Annotated in this window: 17 protein-coding genes; 8 read left to right on the top strand and 9 right to left on the bottom strand. The window is 67.3% G+C overall.

What is annotated here, in order from left to right:
• Nucleotides 1-13: 13 nt before the first annotated feature.
• The 6 genes from OU995_RS21875 (at nt 14) to OU995_RS21850 (ending at nt 5,911) form a co-directional block, all read left to right on the top strand.
• Nucleotides 14-1,015 carry a glycosyltransferase family 2 protein gene (locus OU995_RS21875; RefSeq protein ID WP_267836333.1) on the top strand — a complete coding sequence of 334 codons (1,002 nt, stop codon included), beginning with the start codon at nt 14-16 and terminating at the stop codon, nt 1,013-1,015.
• 7 nt (nt 1,016-1,022) lie between these two features.
• Nucleotides 1,023-2,258, top strand: coding sequence for a glycosyltransferase family 9 protein (locus tag OU995_RS21870; protein ID WP_267832243.1), 1,236 nt, complete (start codon nt 1,023-1,025; stop codon nt 2,256-2,258).
• Entirely contained in the window at nt 2,182-3,132 is a 951-nt protein-coding gene (locus OU995_RS21865; protein WP_267832242.1) for a glycosyltransferase, read from the top strand. The genes OU995_RS21870 and OU995_RS21865 overlap by 77 nt, the downstream gene beginning before the upstream one ends.
• The gene (locus OU995_RS21860; RefSeq protein ID WP_267832241.1) at nt 3,129-4,100 is read left to right on the top strand and encodes a UDP-glucuronic acid decarboxylase family protein; all 972 of its coding nucleotides are present in this window, start codon (nt 3,129-3,131) and stop codon (nt 4,098-4,100) included. The genes OU995_RS21865 and OU995_RS21860 overlap by 4 nt, the downstream gene beginning before the upstream one ends.
• 123 nt (nt 4,101-4,223) lie before the next feature.
• Nucleotides 4,224-5,228 carry a hypothetical protein gene (locus tag OU995_RS21855; RefSeq protein WP_267832240.1) on the top strand — a complete coding sequence of 335 codons (1,005 nt, stop codon included), beginning with the start codon at nt 4,224-4,226 and terminating at the stop codon, nt 5,226-5,228.
• A gap of 5 nt (nt 5,229-5,233) precedes the next feature.
• Nucleotides 5,234-5,911 (top strand): hypothetical protein, encoded by a 678-nt coding sequence (locus OU995_RS21850; protein ID WP_267832239.1) that lies wholly within the window; start codon nt 5,234-5,236, stop codon nt 5,909-5,911.
• A gap of 25 nt (nt 5,912-5,936) precedes the next feature.
• Here OU995_RS21850 and OU995_RS21845 read toward each other — a convergent pair whose 3' ends face one another.
• Genes OU995_RS21845 through OU995_RS21825 form a run of 5 tightly spaced genes read right to left on the bottom strand, consistent with a single transcriptional unit; the run spans nt 5,937 to nt 12,982 of the window.
• Nucleotides 5,937-8,363, bottom strand: a complete 2,427-nt coding sequence (locus OU995_RS21845) for a hypothetical protein (protein ID WP_267832238.1) — start codon at nt 8,361-8,363, stop codon at nt 5,937-5,939.
• A gap of 11 nt (nt 8,364-8,374) precedes the next feature.
• Nucleotides 8,375-9,025 carry a D-sedoheptulose-7-phosphate isomerase gene (locus OU995_RS21840; protein ID WP_267832237.1) on the bottom strand — a complete coding sequence of 217 codons (651 nt, stop codon included), beginning with the start codon at nt 9,023-9,025 and terminating at the stop codon, nt 8,375-8,377.
• On the bottom strand, nt 9,022-10,014 hold the full coding sequence (gene rfaE1 / locus OU995_RS21835; protein WP_267832236.1) for a D-glycero-beta-D-manno-heptose-7-phosphate kinase: 993 nt from the start codon (nt 10,012-10,014) through the stop codon (nt 9,022-9,024). The genes OU995_RS21840 and rfaE1 overlap by 4 nt, the downstream gene beginning before the upstream one ends.
• Nucleotides 10,011-10,532: an adenylyltransferase/cytidyltransferase family protein gene (locus OU995_RS21830; protein ID WP_267832235.1), complete on the bottom strand. Its 522-nt coding sequence runs from the start codon at nt 10,530-10,532 to the stop codon at nt 10,011-10,013. The genes rfaE1 and OU995_RS21830 overlap by 4 nt, the downstream gene beginning before the upstream one ends.
• 41 nt (nt 10,533-10,573) lie before the next feature.
• Nucleotides 10,574-12,982 carry an ATP-binding protein gene (locus OU995_RS21825; RefSeq protein WP_267832234.1) on the bottom strand — a complete coding sequence of 803 codons (2,409 nt, stop codon included), beginning with the start codon at nt 12,980-12,982 and terminating at the stop codon, nt 10,574-10,576.
• Between the two features lie 207 nt (nt 12,983-13,189).
• Between OU995_RS21825 and OU995_RS21820 the strand changes: the two genes are divergently transcribed.
• Nucleotides 13,190-13,627, top strand: coding sequence for a hypothetical protein (locus OU995_RS21820; RefSeq protein WP_267832233.1), 438 nt, complete (start codon nt 13,190-13,192; stop codon nt 13,625-13,627).
• Nucleotides 13,628-13,945: 318 nt separating this feature from the next.
• Nucleotides 13,946-15,433: a sigma-54-dependent transcriptional regulator gene (locus OU995_RS21815; protein ID WP_267832232.1), complete on the top strand. Its 1,488-nt coding sequence runs from the start codon at nt 13,946-13,948 to the stop codon at nt 15,431-15,433.
• Between the two features lie 186 nt (nt 15,434-15,619).
• Here the strand turns inward: OU995_RS21815 and OU995_RS21810 are convergent, their stop codons facing one another.
• From OU995_RS21810 to OU995_RS21795, 4 genes are all read right to left on the bottom strand, one after another.
• Entirely contained in the window at nt 15,620-16,303 is a 684-nt protein-coding gene (locus tag OU995_RS21810; RefSeq protein ID WP_267832231.1) for a D-glycero-alpha-D-manno-heptose-1,7-bisphosphate 7-phosphatase, read from the bottom strand.
• On the bottom strand, nt 16,300-17,109 hold the full coding sequence (locus OU995_RS21805; RefSeq protein ID WP_267832230.1) for an SDR family oxidoreductase: 810 nt from the start codon (nt 17,107-17,109) through the stop codon (nt 16,300-16,302). Before OU995_RS21805 ends, OU995_RS21810 begins: the two co-directional genes overlap by 4 nt.
• 228 nt (nt 17,110-17,337) lie before the next feature.
• Nucleotides 17,338-17,850, bottom strand: a complete 513-nt coding sequence (locus OU995_RS21800; RefSeq protein WP_267832229.1) for a hypothetical protein — start codon at nt 17,848-17,850, stop codon at nt 17,338-17,340.
• Nucleotides 17,847-18,389 carry a response regulator gene (locus tag OU995_RS21795; protein WP_267832228.1) on the bottom strand — a complete coding sequence of 181 codons (543 nt, stop codon included), beginning with the start codon at nt 18,387-18,389 and terminating at the stop codon, nt 17,847-17,849. Before OU995_RS21795 ends, OU995_RS21800 begins: the two co-directional genes overlap by 4 nt.
• Between the last annotated feature and the right edge of the window lie 2 nt (nt 18,390-18,391).

Raw genomic sequence — 18,391 nt, 5'->3', positions numbered from 1 at the left:
GGAGCCGCTCGGTATGGGGGATGCGCCCGCCATTTCGGTCGTGGTGCCCACCTTCCGCCGGCCGATGCTGCTGGAGCGGTGCCTCCTGGCGTTGGTGGGGCAGTCGCTGCCGCGGGATCACTTTGAGATTGTGGTGGTGGACGATGGGCACGACGACACCACGAGCGAGTGCGTAGCCGCTTTGGCAGCCTTGGCGAATGCACCGTCGATCCGTTACCTCAGGCCCGCCCAGGGCCGGGGGCCCGCCGTGGCCCGCAACACCGGGTGGCGGAGTGCAAGGGCTGCATGGGTGGCCTTTACCGATGACGACACCCTTGCGGATGCGCAGTGGCTGGCGTGCGGCCTGGCGGCCATGGCGGCCCATACCGATTGGGTGGCCGCCGCCGGTTGTGTGCAGGTGCCGCGCCTGGGCCTGTCCGCAGAGGTCGATGACCGGCCGACCGATCATGAGCTGATGACGCGGGGGTTGGAGACCTCGGAGTTCGTGACAGCCAATGCCTTTGTCCGCCGTGATGCCTTGCTGCGCGTCGACGGCTTCGATGAACGATTCCTGCGCGCTTGGCGGGAAGACTCCGATCTGCAATTCCGGCTGCAGCAACTGGGCCCGGTGGGCAGGGCGAGGGAGGCGAAAGTCTGGCATCCCGTCAGGCCGGAACGCTGGGGCGTCTCCTTGCGCCAGCAGCGCAACGTCTTCTTTGATGCTTTGCTCTACCGCAAGCACCCGCAGGTCTACCGAAGCCGCATCCGGTCCGTGCCACCGTGGAACTATTACGCCATCGTCGTTCTCACAGGGGCCGCGCCGATCTTGGTGCTCTCCGGCTTGCCCGGGCCGGCGGCCACGGCGCTGGCGGCGGTGGCCCTGCTCATGCTGAGGCTGGCCGTGAGCCGCCTCCGGCACACCTCCCATGCCCCGCGTCACGTGCTGGAGATGCTGGTCACATCGGCGGCGATTCCGTTTCTGTCCGTCTACTGGCGGCTGCGCGGCGCGTGGCATTTCCGAACGTTGTTTCTGTGAGCCCTTGATGATGCCGCTCTTTGCCGCTCCACCAACGCTGACCCACGGGCCGTCGACTCCGGGTGCTCCTGACCCCACCCCCGCAGGGGCATCGGCGGTTGCGGGGCCGATCCAGCGGGTGCTGGTGCTGCGAGCCCTGATGTTGGGCGACACCCTCTGCGCCGTGCCAGCGCTGCGCGCCCTGCGCCGGGCGTGGCCGCGCGCCAAGATCAGCTTCATGGGGCTGCCGGCTGCGCGCGAGTATTTGTCACGTATCCATCATGTGGACGAGTGGCTACCGTTTCCCGGCTGGCCGGGCCTGCCGGAACAGCGGGTGGATGTGCGGAGCTTGCCGTCCAAGCTGGCGCTGGTGCAGAACAGGGCATGGGATCTGGCGGTGCAACTGCACGGCAGTGGGCAGGTCACCAATCCATTCCTCGCGCTGACCGGGGCACGGCAGATGGCGGGTTTCCATGGGCCCGGTGCCTGGGTGCCTCCGCAGGACGCCTCCCGGTTCTATCCCTGGCCCGAGTCGGGCCACGAGACGCACCGGCTGCTGAGCCTCTGCCAGCACCTGGGGCTGCCGGCCGAGGACGACGCGCTGGAGTTTCCGCTGAGGCCGGAGGACGACATCGCGCTGCGGCAAGCCTGGCCCGGCTGGGACGATTGCGCGGGCTATGCCTGCATTCATGCGGGTGCGCAGTTGCCTTCCCGGCGGTGGCCGCTGCGCCGTTTCGCGGCGGTGGCGCAGGGCCTGAACGATCTCGGTCTTGCGGTGGTGCTCACCGGTACGCGCGGCGAGCTGCCGCTGGGCCTGGCGCTGGAGGAACAACTTCGGGCCGCAGGCATGCGCTGTGTCAATCTGATCGGTCGCACCAGCCTCTGGTCGCTGGGGGCTTTGCTTCGGCGGGCGCGCGTGCTGGTCTGCAACGACACCGGCGTCTCTCACATGGCGGCGGCCTTGCAGGTGCCCAGTGTGGTGCTGTCCTGCGGCAGTGACGTGAACCGATGGTCGCCGATGGACAGGCGCCTTCACCGCGTGCTGGCCAAGCCGGCGCCGTGCCGGCCCTGTGCTGATGCGGAGTGCCCCAACGGGCATGCCTGTGCGGATGCGCTGTCCGTCTTCGAGGTGCTGCTGGCCCTGGACGACCTGCTGGCATCGACCGCTTCCAACCAGGAGTCTCCCGATGGCCCGACGGCTGCGAATTCTGACCTGGCACGTGCATGGCAATTACCTCTACAACCTCACACAGGTGCCGCATGATTTTTATCTGGTGACCGATCCGCAGCGCTCGCCGGGCCGGGTTGGACGGGTGGGGAGTCTGCCCTGGGGGGGGCACGTGCATGAAGCGCCGGTGGATCGCATCGCCGACATGCCCTTCGATGTGGTGCTCTACCAGCACCGCACCGCGTGGGAAGAGGATCGGCTCCGCTGGCTCAGCAGCGCGCAGCAGCAGTTGCCGCGTGTCTATCTGGAGCATGACCCGCCTCAAAAGCATCCCACCGACACCCTGCACAGGGTGCAGGATCCGGGGGCGCTGCTGGTGCACTGCACCCATTTCAATGCGCTGATGTGGCACAACGGCGTGACGCCCTGGCGGGTGGTGGAACATGGCGTGAAGCCGCTGGGACAGGACCACTATCACGGTGAACTGGCCCAGGGGCTGGTGGTCATCAACCACCTGGAGCGCCGGGGCCGGCGGCTGGGGCTGGATCTCTACCGCCAGATGCTGGAGCAAGTGCCCCTGTCGCTGGTGGGCATGGGCAGCGAGACCCTTCCCGGTGGACTGGGAGAACAGTCCCAGCAGTCCCTGCCCGGCTTCATGGCTTCCCATCGCTTCTTTTTCCATCCGGTCCGCTACACCAGCCTGGGCCTGGCACTGATCGAAGCCATGCTGGTGGGCCAGCCGGTGGTGGGCCTGGCCACCACGGAGCTGGCCACGGTCATCCGCAGTGGCGACAACGGCTTCATCGACAACCGACCTTCCGCACTGGCCGATGCCATGCGGCAGTTGCTGCGGGATCCAGGCCTGGCCCGCCAGTGGGGCGAGCGCGGTCGCGTGCTGGCCCGTGAGCGTTTTGGCATCGACCGCTTTGTGGCGGACTGGATGCACATCTTTCATGAGGTCACGACATGAATCACGATTCTCTGCAGGTGGCGGTTACCGGGGCGGCCGGCTTTGTGGGCAGTCATCTCTGCGACGCCTTGCTCGCCCAGGGCCATCGGGTGATGGCGCTGGATAATCTCAGCACCGGCGACATCGGCCACCTGGACGGCTTGCTGGGCCACAAGGCCTTCACCTTCCAGCGGCGCGATGTCTGCCTGGAGCCGCCGCGTGACTGGGGCGAGGCGCAGCGCATCTTCAACCTGGCCTGTCCGGCAAGCCCGGCGTATTACCGGACCGCTCCCGTGGACACGGTGCTGAGCAGCGTGCTGGGTCTGTGGCGGCTGCTGGAGCTGAGCCAGCGAACCGGCGCGCGGCTGCTGCAAACGTCCACCAGCGAGGTCTATGGGGACGCGCAACGCCACCCGCAGCGAGAGGATTACTGGGGCCATGTGAATCCGAATGGCGCCCGCTCCTGCTACGACGAAGGCAAGCGCTGCGGCGAGGCGATGCTGATGGCCTACCACCAGGAGCGAAAGGTGGATGTGCGCATCGCTCGGATCTTCAATACCTATGGCCCCAGGCTCAGGCCCGGCGATGGCCGGGTCGTGAGCAATTTCATTGTGCAGGCGCTGCAGGGGCATGACCTCACTGTGTATGGGGACGGCCAGCAGACCCGCAGCTTTTGCTATGTCAGCGACACGGTGAAGGCCCTGATGCTGTTGATGGGCGCCGATGAAATCGGCCCGGTGAATGTGGGCAACCCCGGTGAACACACCATGCTGGCACTCGCGGAACTGGTGCTGCGGCTCACCGGAAGCCGGTCCCGACTGGTGTTTCTGCCGCTGCCTCAGGACGATCCGCGCCGCCGTTGTCCGGATATCGACCATGCCCGCGCCACGCTCGGATGGCAGCCCGAGGTGAGCCTGGAGGACGGACTGTCCCGAACCATTCACCACTTCCGCCAATTGCTGGGGCAGCAACGGGTGATCGTCGCCTGAAACTTTGCGATTTCTCAATGCCGTGAGTTGAGCGAGGGAGGACCGCGTGCACTTGCGCGGTCCGTACGCACCCAGGGGAGTCGATGTCCACAGGGCATCTCGAATCTCGGAGGTGAACCGCTCATGGCCTTTCCACTCAATGCTTTTGCTCAGCCAGCGATGCCGATGGCGGTGCCCTGGGGTGCGGCACCATCGGCCGGCGCAGCGATGCCGGTGGGGCCGCTGGGTCCCTTGGGCCCCTACGGACCATTGGGATCGATGGGCTCGATGAGCACAATGGGCCAGCCGGGTGTGGCGGGTGCGCCGATGTCCGAGTCGGACGCCATCGCCTGCCAGCAGATCCTGCAGCGGTTGGCCGGGCACTTCGGTCCCGCGCAGCAGTGGGCCGGGGCGCTGCAGTCCCTGGAGGGGCTCTGTCGAACCCTGACGCCGGACCAGCAGGACCTGGCGGCCCGTCATCTGTTCCCACTCAGTGCGGGCGCGCTGCAGCGCATGGAGCCGCTTCGGCACCACCCGCAGGGCTTGGCGGACGCCTTGATGGCCGAGGGCCGTGTGAACGACCCGGACGCGCCCACAACGCCGTTCGAGGGCCACGGGCAAAACAAGATGCCGTCGCCGCAAGCGCCGGGTCGGCCCGCTCCGCAATTTCAGGCCGCTCCTGCCATCCCATCGTGTCCGCCTCAACCCAGTTGGGGCGCGCCGTACGCTCCACCGCCGCCGGCATTCACGCAGGCACCGCTGACCCCGCCGCCGGTCTGGGCGTCTTATTCGCAGCCGCCCCAGGGTTTCCAGACGATGCCTCCGATGGCGAACTGGTCGCTGCCGCCGCTGGTGCCGCCGGTGAGCTTTCAACCGCTGCCCGTGCCCGTCATGTCGCCGCTACCGGCGCTGCCGCTGATGCCCCCGCTGCCGCTCGTCTGGGACGCCTGTGGTGGTTTTTCCCCCTATGCCTGTGGCAGCCCCTGGGCGGGGCCATCGTTCTCCAGCTTTGGCTACCCCGGCTTGGGTTTTCAGCCCCCCCTGCTGGGAGATTGGACCCATGTGGCGGCCACTGGTCTTGGTGCCACCTTGGGCGCTGGTCTGGGCGGCCTGCTGGGGTCCTTCGCTTTTGGCCATCATCATTGGTGAACGCCATGGATCTCAGCCGTGTGGCCCCCGGCCATTTGAGATATCTGCATCCCACTCGCACAGCGGGGCGGCAGGCGCCGCCGCTGCGGCAAGGGGTGGCCGTGCCGCCGCTGTCTTCCCTCTCGGGACATCCCAGCGGGCCCGCCGCAGGGGCCGGGGGCCTGGTGGAGCCCGCTTCGGCCCCGTTGTCGGTGGCCGGGCGGGCGCCGCCCGAGCTGGTGGAGTTGTGCCGTCTGCCGGTCATGCAGCGCTTGCTGTCCCTGGCTCGCACGCGCCAGACCCTGCTGGCCTTCGAAGAGCAACTGACCAGCGACTATCGCAGCGGGCATCCCTATGCGGACGCGATGGAGCTGGCGCGGGCTGTCTACGGCGACCCCCGTTATGAGCAGATGATCAACCGGCTCAAGTTTGCCGACGCCCCGCAATGCGCGCGCCTGCTGGCTGCACGTATTGCCCGCTCGGAAGACGGGCTGGCCGTCCGGACGGCGACGGCCGAAGGCTTTGGCAACGAGTTTGTTCTTGTGGCGCCGCAACTGGCGGAGGAGATCACCGATTGGCATGAGCTTCCACCGGACACCGTGCTGCTGGACCCGTGGGGACAGCGGCAGGGGCCTGCGCGAGGGCTGTTGATGGCGGCAGGGTTGCCCAGCAGTGTGTTGCAGATCGAGCGGATGTTTGCGTGAGCCCGTGCAGCACACTGACAGCACACTAGGGCCAGGCGGATCTGGCTTCGGTAGAGATTTCCTGCCCGTTGATTTCATCCCCGTTGATTTCCTCCCCGTTGGCTGGAGGAGCGATACCTCGCCCGCGCAGCGCTTCGGCCACCATCAGGGTCAGGCGTTGCTGCGCCTCCTGTACCCGTCGGGCGTCGCGGCAGCGCTGCGATGCATCCTGCACGGCGAGCGCTGCACGGCAGAGCGCGGAGAGGGCCGGCAGATCCTCGGTCAGGGGCGACCACAGCGTCCAGGGCAGCGCGGCTTCCACCGCAGCGACCAGCGTCGCATGCAGGACCGGATGCAAGGGGCCCATCCATCGGAGATTTGGCGGGTCGGCCTCGCCGTTCAACCGAGTGGGTGGTGCCGCATCGACCAGCAGTTGCCAGCCGGGATGCTGGCGAGCCAAGGTGCGTAGGGCGTGGGCCTGAGTGGCTTGCAGGTCGAGGGGCGGGGTATCTGCCGCCTGCAGCCAAGCGGCTGGAGGCCGATGCCCGTGGGTCTGCGTTGCGCCGGTCAGCAGGCGGGAGGCTTCCTCCTGCTCATAGCCGTCCGGCACATGCCGCCGAAGCGGTCGGTGGGGCGGGGGCCAGTCGGCCGGGAGACGCAGGCGGACCAGGGCTGCGAGCGCTGAGGCCGGGGACGTGTTGGCCTCACGCGGGTGATGAATGAGACCTTCACCGGCCAGCGCATGGGCCCATCCCGGATGGACGCCCTCCGGTGGGCAAGACCAGATCCAGCACCACCAGCGTCGGGAGCCCAAGGACTCGCGGTCCTGTTGCAGCATCGCCAGCGTGTCTGCATCGGGCGCCACCTGCCAGCCGTGGCCGTCCTCTGCGTCGCGGACACCGTCCTTGCCACTGCTGCTGCTACTGCTACTGCTACTGCTACTGCTACTGCTGGGGACGGTGCTGCTGCCGGGGACGGCAGCACTGCCGGGAATGATGCCCCTGCCGGTGCTGGCGTCCATCTGAGTGTCTGCCATCGCCGGACGGTGCATCACCAGCAATTCGGCATGTGGCGCGAGCGTGAACCTGCGAATGACCGGTGCGCCCACCCAATGCCGGGGCGGCTCGATCAGGCGCAGCACGAAGTGCTCGGCCAAGGCCAAGGCGGCGGTCTGATGACGCGCAGGCCAGGTTTCCCACGGTTGCGGCAAGAGCACCGTCAGGCCGGGCTTGCAGGAATCGCTTCCGTCGGGTGTGATGCCAGCAAGCGCCTGTGGATCATTCAGGCAGGCCCATGCCAACAAGGCCTTGGCATAGGGTTTGTGGAGCCGACGGGGCAGAGGCAAGCACGATGGGGCGGCCGACGCCCGGTTCGGCACATGCCACAGGCCGCTGCGGTGCCAGACGCTGAGCTCATGCCAGTCCGGTCGGTCCAGCAAGGGATAGAGGCAGACCCCGCCCAACGGGATACCGCGCGCCCGCGCCCGCAGGGCCTCGCCCGCCACCTCATGCAGCCACTGGGCCCGCCCGACACCCATGTGGCCTGTTTCCGCGATGATCAACGGCCGCCGATACCTGTGCCACACCGCGTCCATCAATGCCGCCAGCGGCCGCCGTCGCGGATCCCGCAGATGCCACGAGAGGCGCTTTTCGCTCGGGATTTCCCACTGACTGCTGTGATAGTGGTTCAAGCCCAGCCAGTCCAGGGCTTCCGGGTGCCCGCCCAGCTCCGGCTCCATGCGCCCGGCGAGCATGTCCAGGGCCTGCCACTGAAAGGCGCTGATGCGTTCGGCCTGCGCCAGCTGCTCCGGCTGATCCACCGGGGGGGCGACATGCAACACCGGTTCCACGTGCAGAAATCGGGCGTGCGGGTCCGCCGCCCGAATGGCCGCCATGCCGGCCAATGCCGCCCGCACCAGGCGTCGCTTGATCTGGAAGCCACTGATGCTCGAGTCATCCGTGATGGCGGGTGTCTGATGGTGGGGGGGAACCCCCGCCGGACCCATGGTGTCGCCGCTGGCGGCAGCCCAGGAGAGAAAGCTGATTTCGTTGATCGGTGTGTAGAAGCGCGGTCCTGGGCAGACCGGCGCCAGTGCTTGTGCTGCGGCCCCGGCAAAGCGGGCGAAACGCGGCACCAGGGCATCGTCCAGCAGGCTCAGTCCCTGGGGCACGCCATAGTGCATCAGCGTCCACAGGATCTGCACGCCCTCGCGCCGCGCCGCTTCGGCCATGCGTAACGCGCGGCTGAAATCAAACCGGCCCTCGGCGTTCTCCACGAGACGCCAGCCGATGCTTTCACGCACGGTACGCAGCCCCAGCAGTCGGGCGCGGCGGTAATCCTGTTGAAGGCGCTGGTCATGGCCGGTGGCCTGCACCATGTCCAGCCGGTCCCCGGCGCCATTGAGGTGGTCGGCGCCTTCAAAGCCGCCCATCCAGAACGACCGGAACGGCGGGATGGGGCGGCTGCCTGGCATGTCACGCAGGGTCAGGGGAGTTGATCCAGCGACTGTTCCACCAGGCCGCACCAACAATGCCCAATGAAGATATGCGCCTCCTGAATGCGGGCGGTGTCGAGGTGAGGGACCACCACACACACGTCGCACAGCTCCAGCATGGCGCCGCCATCGCGGCCGCTCAGCCCCACCGTGCTCAGGCCCAGCGTGCGGGCCCGTTCCAGCGCGCGCAGCACATTGGGTGACTGGCCGGAGGTGGAAATGCCGATGGCGCAATCCCCGGGCTGGGCCAGGCCGGCCAACTGGCGGTCAAACACATGCTCAAAGCCGTAATCATTGCCGATGCAGGTGAGGGCGGAGCTGTCGGTGGTCAGCGCCAGTGCGGCCAGCGGGCGCCGCTCCTGCTGGAACCGGCCGGTGAACTCGGCCGCCAGATGCTGGCAGTCCGCCGCCGAGCCGCCATTGCCCATCAGCATGATCTTGCGGCCGACACGCAGGGTGTCAGCGATCAGCATGGCGGCACGCTCGATCTCCGGACGCAGCTGGTCCAGTTGCTGGAACAGCAGGCGGTGCTGACGCAGCGCGTCCTCGAAGAGCGGCTGCGGCGCCGACGCGGGCCAGGGCCGTCCATCGGCCACCGGCCGGAGGTGAAGATCATCGGGCTTGCGGGCGATCAAGCTCATGCGGCCATCCCCATTTCTTCCAATGTGACCGAAGCGGTACCGAACTTGCCGACCACCAGGCCCGCCGCCCGGTTGGCCGCGCGGACCGCGTCTTCCAGGGGGTCCCCTCGCGCCAGAAAACAGGTGAGCGCGGCCAGCACCGTGTCGCCAGCGCCGCTCACGTCGTAGACCTCACGGGCCTCGGTGGGCACATGCAGGCAGAGCCCCTCGCGTGAAAACAGCGTCATGCCGGCCTCACCACGTGTGAGCAGGATGTGGTCGATCTCCAGGGAGCGCTGCAGGCGGGCGAGCCGCTCACAGAGATCTTTCTCATCGTTCCAGTCGCCCACGGCGGCGCGCATCTCCTGGAGATTGGGCTTGAGCAGCCAGGCGCCGGTGTAGGCCTCCAGATTTTTGCGCTTCGGGTCCACCAGGACGCGGCAGGGCTGATGGCGGCAGGCGTCGATCAGATCGCGCACGTCCCTCAATGCACCCTTGCCATAGTCCGACACCAGCACCCAGCGGTGACGGTGCGCCAGATCGCGGGCCAGTGCATTCAAGGACTGAATGCAGGGCTCCGGCGGCGGCTCTTCCACATCCATGCGCAGCAGTTGCTGCCGCTGGCTCACCAGCCGGATTTTCTGGGTGGTGCTCAGGTCGGGGCTGCGCACGAGCTGCTGGTGGATGCCGGGACGGTCCAGCAGACCGGTGAGGCAATGTCCGGCGCTGTCGTCACCGATCAAGCCGGTGAGCGTGCAGGGGCAGTCCAGGGCGGAGAGATTCAACGCCACATTGGCCGCACCGCCAGCCCGTTGCGACTGCTTCTTCAGATGCAGCACCGGGACGGGCGCCTCGGGTGAAATCCGGTCCACCGCACCTTCCAGATAAACATCCAGCATGCAGTCCCCGGCGATCAGCACCGACGGGGGCTTGCCAGCGCCTGGGGCGGCGCGGCGTTCCGGGCGCGGTGGAGCACCCACGCCCAAGGGGCTGTCGAAGGAAGCGCTCATGGCGGCAGATGCCCCAGTTGCTGCATCAGCCCGGTGGTGGAATGGCCGCTCAGGTAAGGCGCAATGGCCACGCGGCCGCCCCAGCTTTGCACCAGAGGCGCCTCGGGCAGGGTGTCCAGGCTGTAGTCCCCGCCCTTCACATAGACCTCCGGCCGCAGCGCCGCCAGCAAGGCCGCAGGGGTGTCTTCATCGAACCAGGTGACCCAGGACACGCAGCCCAGCGCCGCCACCACCCGCGCGCGGTCATTCAGCGCATGCAGGGGGCGATCGCCGGCCTTGCCCAGCCGGCCGGCCGAGTGGTCACTGTTGAGCGCCACGACCAGGCAGCTTCCATGTGCGCTGGCCGCTTCCAAATAGCTGATATGACCGACGTGGAGGAGGTCAAACACCCCATTGGTGAAGACCAGCGGCCGGGCCAGGCGCGGCGCCATCTCCAGCAGTCGCTCCGGCGGCAGGCATTTGAGTGAACTGTCCCACTTGTCGAGCACGTACGTCTCCCGGATGCTGTGGCCTTGCATTCAGCACACCGCATGCCTGGAGAGATCTGCAAATAAGGGGGTCAGGCGGCGCGAGCCTCGGGTGGCCGGTGGTGCCGCGCCAGGAGTTGCAGCAGTTTCTCAGGGTCCACCGGCTTTGTGAGGTGGTGGTCAAAACCCGATGCCATCGCTTCTTCCCGGTCCGAGGCCTGGCCCCAGCCGGTGATGGCCACCAGCACCGGCTGGTGGATGTCGCTGCGGGCGCGCAGGCGGCGGGCGACTTCGTTGCCGTCCAGCTGCGGCATGCCGATGTCCAGCAGGCAGGCGTCGGGGGACTGATGCTCAACAGCGTTCAGCGCCTCCAGCCCATCAAAAGCCAGGACCACCTGGTGGCCGTGCAGTCCCAGCAACTGGCCCAGGCTTTCGGCCGCATCGCGGTTGTCGTCGGCCACGAGGATGGTCAGGGGGCCCCCGCGGTAAGCGCCCGCCCGGCTGATGGCCGGCGTGGTGGGCACCGCATGGCGCAGGGGCAGGCGCACCTCGAAACGGCTGCCACAGCCCGCCCCATCGCTGTGAGCGCTGATACGGCCCCCATGCAGTTCCACCAGGCCGCGGGTCAGGGCCAGGCCAATGCCCAGGCCCTCATTGAGCCGGCCACCCGCGCGGCGCAACTGGGTGAACATGTTGAACACTTCGCCCAGCGATTCGCGCGGGATGCCGATGCCGTTGTCGCAGACTTCGATGAAAACCTCGCCTGCCTGCACGCCGGCACGGAGGATCAGGCGGCCGCCCGGCTCGGTGTATTTGGCGGCATTGGTGAGCAGATTCGCCACCACCTGGGCCAGCCGCAAGGCGTCGCCTTCAAAACGCAGGGCCTGAGGCGGCAATTCGACTTGCAGCTGGTGCTGCCGCCCTTCGATGGTGGGGCGGGCCGTCTCCACGGCGGATTCGATGATGGCGTTGAGTTCCACCTCCTCCAGCCGCAGGCTCAGGGCGCCGCGTGTGATGCGGGAGATGTCCAGCAGATCGTCCAGCAGCAGGGCCATGTGCTGCACTTGCCGCTCGATGACGCCATGGCTCCAGCGCTTCTGCGCTTCGGAGGCCTGCGGCGCGCTGGAGAGCAGGGCGGCCTGCCGGATCGGTGCCAGCGGATTACGAAGCTCATGGGCCAGCGTGGCCAGGAACTCGTCTTTGCGGCGGTCGGCGGCCTGCAGGTCCGCGCGGGCGCGCGCCCGCTCCGCATGCACGAGGATCTTGCGGGCGCACAGATCGGTGAGATCGGTTTCGCGCAGGGTGATGTCGCGGGGCGTCGGGAACTGCACGCTGATCATGCCCAGCAGCTCACCGCTTTCGCTGATCAGCGGGGTGCTGTGCGCGGCGGCAAGGCCCAGGGAGGCCGCCAGTGCCCGAAGGTCCTGGCAGCGTGGGTCGGTCAGGAAATCATTCACCACCACCCGCTGACGCTGCTGCCGGGCCAGGCCACAGCTGCCGCCGCCGGCATCCATCAGGCGCTGCAGTTGGTCCACCGTCTGTTCATCATGGCCGACCGACGCCTTGATCTTCAGCTGCCCCTGTTCATCATCCACAAAGGCCAGGATGCCGTGCTCTGCATGGTGCAGCCCCACCACCACTTCCAGCACCAGCTGGAATTGCTGCACCAGCGGCCGGGGTTCCAGCAGGCGCGTGCTCAGTTCCTGCAGGCGGTGCAGGTCATTCACCCGCACGCTGAGCTTCTCCTGGGTGTCCTGCAGCTGGTTCTCCATGCGCTTGCGTTCGGTGATGTCCACCACCGCGCCCCGCACATGGGTCACCTGCGCATCGTCGCGGATCAAACGCACCCGTAGCAGCAGCCATTTCATACCGTCGGGCGAGGGCCAGGCCAGTTCATGTTCGAAGCGGTCACCCTGGCGATGCAGCAGATGCTCCTGCGCCAGACGCGCCTGGGCCACCAGCTGCGGCGGGAACTTGGCCAGCAGGGCCAGGGCCGGAACGGCCCGGTCCGGGGCTGTGACCCCGCACAGCCGTGCCAGCGGCGGGCTCACGTACAGCGTGCCGGCCACCTTGTCGAATTCAAAGAGGCCGACATCGGTTTCTTCGGCCAGCAGCCGCAGCCGCGCCTGCGCCTGGGCGGTGCGCAGGCCCCCCTGGCGCAGGCGTTCTCCGAGCGCCAGCAGCAGCACCCCATAAATCAAATAGGCGGCAATCGTGACCCGTCCATCATTGGACTGGTGCCAGAACGCTTCGAAGGACACTTCATCCATGCCTGCGCTGGCCAGGCCGGCCAGCAGCACCACCGCCCCCGGGACCGGGCCGAACCACACCGCTGCCAGCGCCACCGCAGGCAGGAAAAACAGGAAGGGCTCTCCCTTGCCAATCAGGGGTTGCGCCAGCCATTGCAGCACCATGGCCAACAGGGCCAGGCCAACCACAAAGGCCAGTCGCAGAAGAAATTGCCGGCTCGTGTCGCTGAGCAGCATGGACTTCACCTTCATTCAACACTTTCAGGCCCGGAACAAACGGCCAGCCGGGCTCTGTCGATTGAAGCATCTCATCGGGTTCGAACCCCGAAAATATGCCAAAAAGTTGGTGGGAAATGGTCACGGAACGTTTTTGCAGGCACGCCATTTGCCCTTGCTGTCCCCCGTGATGACCCCTCGGGGAACGCGCCACCGGCGCGGCTTCTGAACCGGATTCGTGACATGGGAGAGATCAACATGTGGCTGCGCAAGCTGGCCTGGGCAGGACCGTTGCTGCTGGCTGCGTCGGCAGCGTCAGCAGCGTCGTCAGCGTCGCCGGCCCATGCACCAGGGAAGGCGGAGCCCTTCACGGCACCTTCGAGTCCGGCGTCGAGCGGGAGCGTGGGCGGGAGCGTGAGCGGACCGGTGACCGTCGCCTACCGGGTGGGCGGCTCACCGTCCGCATCCGGTCAACGTGGTGACCTGATTCCTGCAGCGATGTTCGCAGTGGCTGGTGCATCGCCGCCGGTGGCGCAGCCCGGGGGCGGAAAAGTCATCCCGCAGCCCATCGCGCCGACACGTGAGGAGCCCAATGCCCCTCGCGACATCAAGGCCTTGGCCGCCCTGGTCGGCGGCCTCGCTTTGGTCGGCTGGTTTCAGGGTCGGCGTCGCCACACTTGATCGGTCCCCTGACCGGTTCGATGCAGTCTCGCGCATATCCAGGGCCCGTCCCGGATCGCAGCGACAGGCGTGATCCGTACGGCTCGTCCAACGAACAGATGCCTCTGAAATTTTTTCAACACATCGCAAGAGGGGGTGGGCCAAGCCCGCAGTTGCTGCAAGAATAAGCCGTGGTCTTCAACTGAATTTGATGGAGACTGTCGTCCCTGCGGTCTCACACCTTGATTCAATCTTTACGGCGGCTCCGCTCTCCACGGGCTGCCGAGCACTCAGGTCTGCCCGCTGGTGCAGCAGGCCTCAACACCTAAGGACGTACCGGTGACCCATGCCTTGATCGTGGACGACGACATCGACTCCGTCGCCACCTTGCAAGAACTGATTGCGAGCGAGAAATTCACCGTCTCGGTGGCCCACACCCTGCGCGATGCCCGTCGGCACATTGCGCTGCAGCAGCCCGATGTGGTGCTGTTGGACCTTCAACTGCCGGACGGCAACGGGATGGAGCTGTTCTCCGACCCTCAACTGGTGGCCAATTCCGAAGTGGTGCTGATCACCGGCCATGCCAGCCTGGATACGTCCATCCAGGCCTTGCGGCTGGGCGCGGCGGACTACATCGTCAAGCCGATCAACATCAAGCAACTGCAGGGCGTGCTGTCGCGCGTCATGAAGCCGGCCGCGTTGCAGGCCGAAGTGGCGGATTTGAATGCCAACCTGGCCAATAGCGGCCACTTCGGATTGCTGTGGGGCCGGACGCCCGCCATGCAGCGTATCTATGAGCAGATCTCCCGGGTGGCGGGCACCAGCGTGTCGGTGTTCATCAACGGTGAGAGCGGGACCGGCAAGGAGCTGGTGGCCCAGACGGTGCATGACCTCAGCCGCCGCCGCAAGAAGCCCTTCCTGGCGGTGAACTGCGGGGCCATCTCGCCCAACCTGATCGAAAGCGAAATCTTCGGTCACGAGAAGGGAGCCTTCACCGGCGCTGACAAGCAGCACGAAGGCTTCTTCGAGCGCGCCAGTGGCGGCACGCTGTTCCTCGACGAGCTCACGGAGATGCCGCTGGAGCTTCAGGTCAAGCTGCTGCGCGTGCTGGAGACCGGCCGCTTCATGCGAGTGGGTTCCACCACCACCATCGATGCGGATGTGCGGGTCATTGCCGCGTCCAACCGTCCGCTGCTGCAGGCGGTGCAGGCCGGCAAGCTGCGTGAGGACTTGCTCTACCGCCTGAATGTCTTCCCGATCGAAATGCCGCCGCTGCGTGAGCGTCTCGACGACGTTCCCCTGCTGGCGGACCATTTCCTCAAGGCCATTGCCGCCAAGGAAGGCAAGAACAAGCGCTTCACGCCGCGCGCGCTGCAGCAGCTGCAGACCTATCACTGGCCCGGCAACGTGCGGGAGCTGCGCAATGCGGTGCAGCGCGCCTATGTGATGGCCGCTGCGGAGGTCATTGATGAGCAATGGCTGCCGCGTCCGGACCCGGCCCATGAGGTGGTCTCCACATTGGCCGCGACCTCCGGCACCTTTGCTGCGGTCTCGCCCGGCTGGACCGGGCAGAGCCTGGCCCCTGCCATCAGCGCACCGGCGCCGGCTGCGGCCGAAACCTCCGGCCCGTCCGTGGTGATGCCGCTGGGCAGTTCCATGGCCCAGGTGGAGAAGGCCTTCATTCTGGCCACGCTGCAACATTACAAGCATCACAAGGAACAGACGGCGGCGGTGCTGGGCATCAGTCTCAAGACGCTCTACAACCGCCTGAAGGAATACGCCGCCGAAGATGCGGCAGCTGCCGAGAACTCCTCGGCCGCTCTCTGAAGACCCACCGAGGCGACAAAGGACCGGGGCCCCACAAGGGCCCCGCGTTCTTTTTGAGCCTGCCATCTGCCGTGAAGCGGCCATCCATGGCTTCCATGCAGAGGAGGGCATACCGGCGTCTGCTGGGCCTGCGGTGCGCGTAATCCCGCCAGCAGGGCAGAGACACGGCGCCGTTGCAGACCCCGCTCAGGCAGTCGCTGCGGCGCCCCGCATCATCGCCTCGGCGGGCATCGTCATCGCCTGCGGCACCGGCCGCTCAACGCCCGCCTGCATCTCGGCGAGCACATGCTCAGCCAGTGCCTGCCACGACTTGAAGACACCGGCCGGTTCCCGCAACGGGGACCGGCGCCATTCCGTTTCTCCGCCGCTGTCCAGCAGCAGGCCGCGGGCCCCGGCCCGATGGCCAGCTTCCACATCGTCCAGGATGTCCCCCACCATCCAGGACCGTGCCAGGTCCAGGTGATGCGCGCGCGCCGCGCGGATCAGCATGCCGGGCGCGGGCTTGCGGCACAAACAGGCGGGCCGGCCGCGGGCGTCCGGCTTGTGGGGGCACACGGCCACATCCTCGATCACCACGCCGAACTCCTCCTTCAGCCGGCGCAGCAGCACCTCCTGCAGCCGGGCGAACTGGGCGCGGGTGAACAGGCCCTTGGCAATGCCGGCCTGGTTGGTGACGATCACCAGCGCCAGCCCTGCCTCGCGCAAGCGGGCCAGCGCCTCCCCCGCGCCGGGCATGAAGCGCAACTGGGCCGGATCCACGTTGTAAGGCACGTTCTCGATCAACGTCCCGTCCTTGTCGATGAACAGGCAGGGGCGCAGAGGTCGGGCCGGTGAACCGGTGAAGGTGTCGGTGGGAAGAAAGGGGGTCAAGGCCAGGAACTTTCAAGGGTGGGCAGAACCGTCAGTTCGGGAATGACGGTGCCCTCGGGCTGTTGAAGCACGTAGCGGACCGCACGAGCCACGTGGATGGGGTCCTGCAGGCGGGACTCATCAATGCCTGGGAAACGGTCCAGGAGGAAGGGGGTTTTCATGCCGCCTGCAACGATGGCGCTGACGCGCACATGCTTGTCGCGCAGTTCGGCATGCAGCGCATGGGACAGGCCCAGCAGGCCCCACTTGGTGGCGTGGTAGGCGCTGGCATTGGGCCAGGCGCGCTTGGAGGCGGTGGAGGCGATGTTGACGATGTGGCCGCCGCCCTGCTTGAACATCTGGGCGCTGGCGTATTTGGCCATCATCATCGGGCCGGAGAGGTTGGTGTTGAGCACCCGTTGCCAGTCCTCGATGCTGAGGTCCGATAGCGGTGCGGTCACATCGATGGCGGCGTTGTTGATCAGGGCATCCAGACGGCCCAGGCGCTGCACCACCGCAGCCACGGCATCGGCGCACTGGCGGGGATCGGACACGTCCAGCGCCAGCGGCAAGGCCTGGATGTCGCGTTCGCCCAGCAGGGCCGCGCGGTCCTGGGCGCGTTGCAGGTCGATGTCGGCCAGCACCACGCGCATGCCGCTTTCTCCCAGCACCTGGGCGATGGCGGCTCCCAACCCGCGGCCGCCGCCGGTGATCAGGGCGACCTGGCCGTGCAGCGAGGCCAGGTCCGACGGCTGGGCCGCCGTGTCATTGGCGGCGATCGGCGAGGCAAGCGTCGCGGATGCAGTCTGAGAGGGGGAATCAATCATGGTGAGGACATCCTGGTGTCAAGGCAATGGGGGCGTCGCACCGTCCCGCCCACGGGGTCTGGCGAACCGGCTGCGTCAGCCTGGAGATGGCAGGTGGCGTGCCGATGACCGCACGCGACAAACCCGAACGACGCCGCCTGAAACCAGGACAACACCGGCGCCTGCAGGCAGCTTCGGCGCCGAGGTTCGCCGTCGAGTACGGGTATCCGTGCTCGTGCCCGTGCGGTTTCAGCGTGCCTGGTCTGCTGCTGCCCACGCCAGGGCGCGCAATTGCACGGCCAGCAGCATTGAAAAACACTCGTCCCAGATGGGAAACGCGCCGCTGGCGGCAACAACGATGCCGTCCAGGTTCACGCCGCCCCACAGCAGGCTGTCGTCGCTCCGCAGGCGATGCGGTTGCAACAATTGCAGACGACGGCTGTCCATGCCGTGGCGCCAGGAGAGGCGGGCTTTGCGCCGCGCGTAGTCGGCATAGTCCACATCCCAACGGGCACGGTCTCCGATGGAGTGCTCATAGAGCGAGCGCGGTTCAGTGGGGCCGTCGAGGACCGTGGGTGCGGAATCAAGCACCACCAGATGCAGCACCCCCAAACCACTCACCTCCGGCCTGAGCAACTGCGCCTCGATGGCCGGTTGCACCGCACGGGCGGCCTGCTGAGCCAGGGACGGTGTCAGGAATCGGGCGCCTTCGCCGGCGGACGCCGGGTGGGAAGGGCTGGCGCGCCGGGCCTCCACGGTCATCGCGCCTCCGGCCGGATCTGCGACCGGGCAGGGCGGTGCGGCGACAGCGGTGACACCGGGGCTGCCAGGCGGCCCTGGGAGGCCAAGCTGCTGCCACTGGCGCGCCCTGCGCCTGCCGGGTCATCCCTGGCGCCGCCATCCCAACCGCCTGCGCCCGCGTGGTGGCCCTTGGGCGGCGGCAGCAGCTCGGCCAGGCGTGCCAGCGTGCGCCGCACATCGAGTGGCTTGGCCCACATGTCCTGGAAGCCGGCGCCCATGGCGTCAAAGTCGGAATCGGCGGTGACCGCAATGGCGGGGACACGGGACCAGCCGTGCCGCATGCGCAGCAGTTTCAACAGTTCGGAGCCGTGGCAATCCGGCAGATTCAAATCCACCAGCAGGAGCGACGGCTGCAGGCGTGCGCTCATGCGCCACGCGGGCATGCCGGCCTCGGCCACATGCAGGCGCAGATCCCGGCGTTGCTCGAACATCGCTTCCATGACGATGACATTGAGCGGGCTGTCCTCCACGTACAGCACCGAGGTAAGACCGTCGTTCATCG

Source organism: Roseateles sp. SL47 (assembly GCF_026625885.1).
Lineage (GTDB): Bacteria > Pseudomonadota > Gammaproteobacteria > Burkholderiales > Burkholderiaceae_C > Roseateles.
The sequence above is the reverse complement of the archived record's forward strand: the minus strand, read 5'-3'. Positions and strand labels throughout refer to the sequence as shown.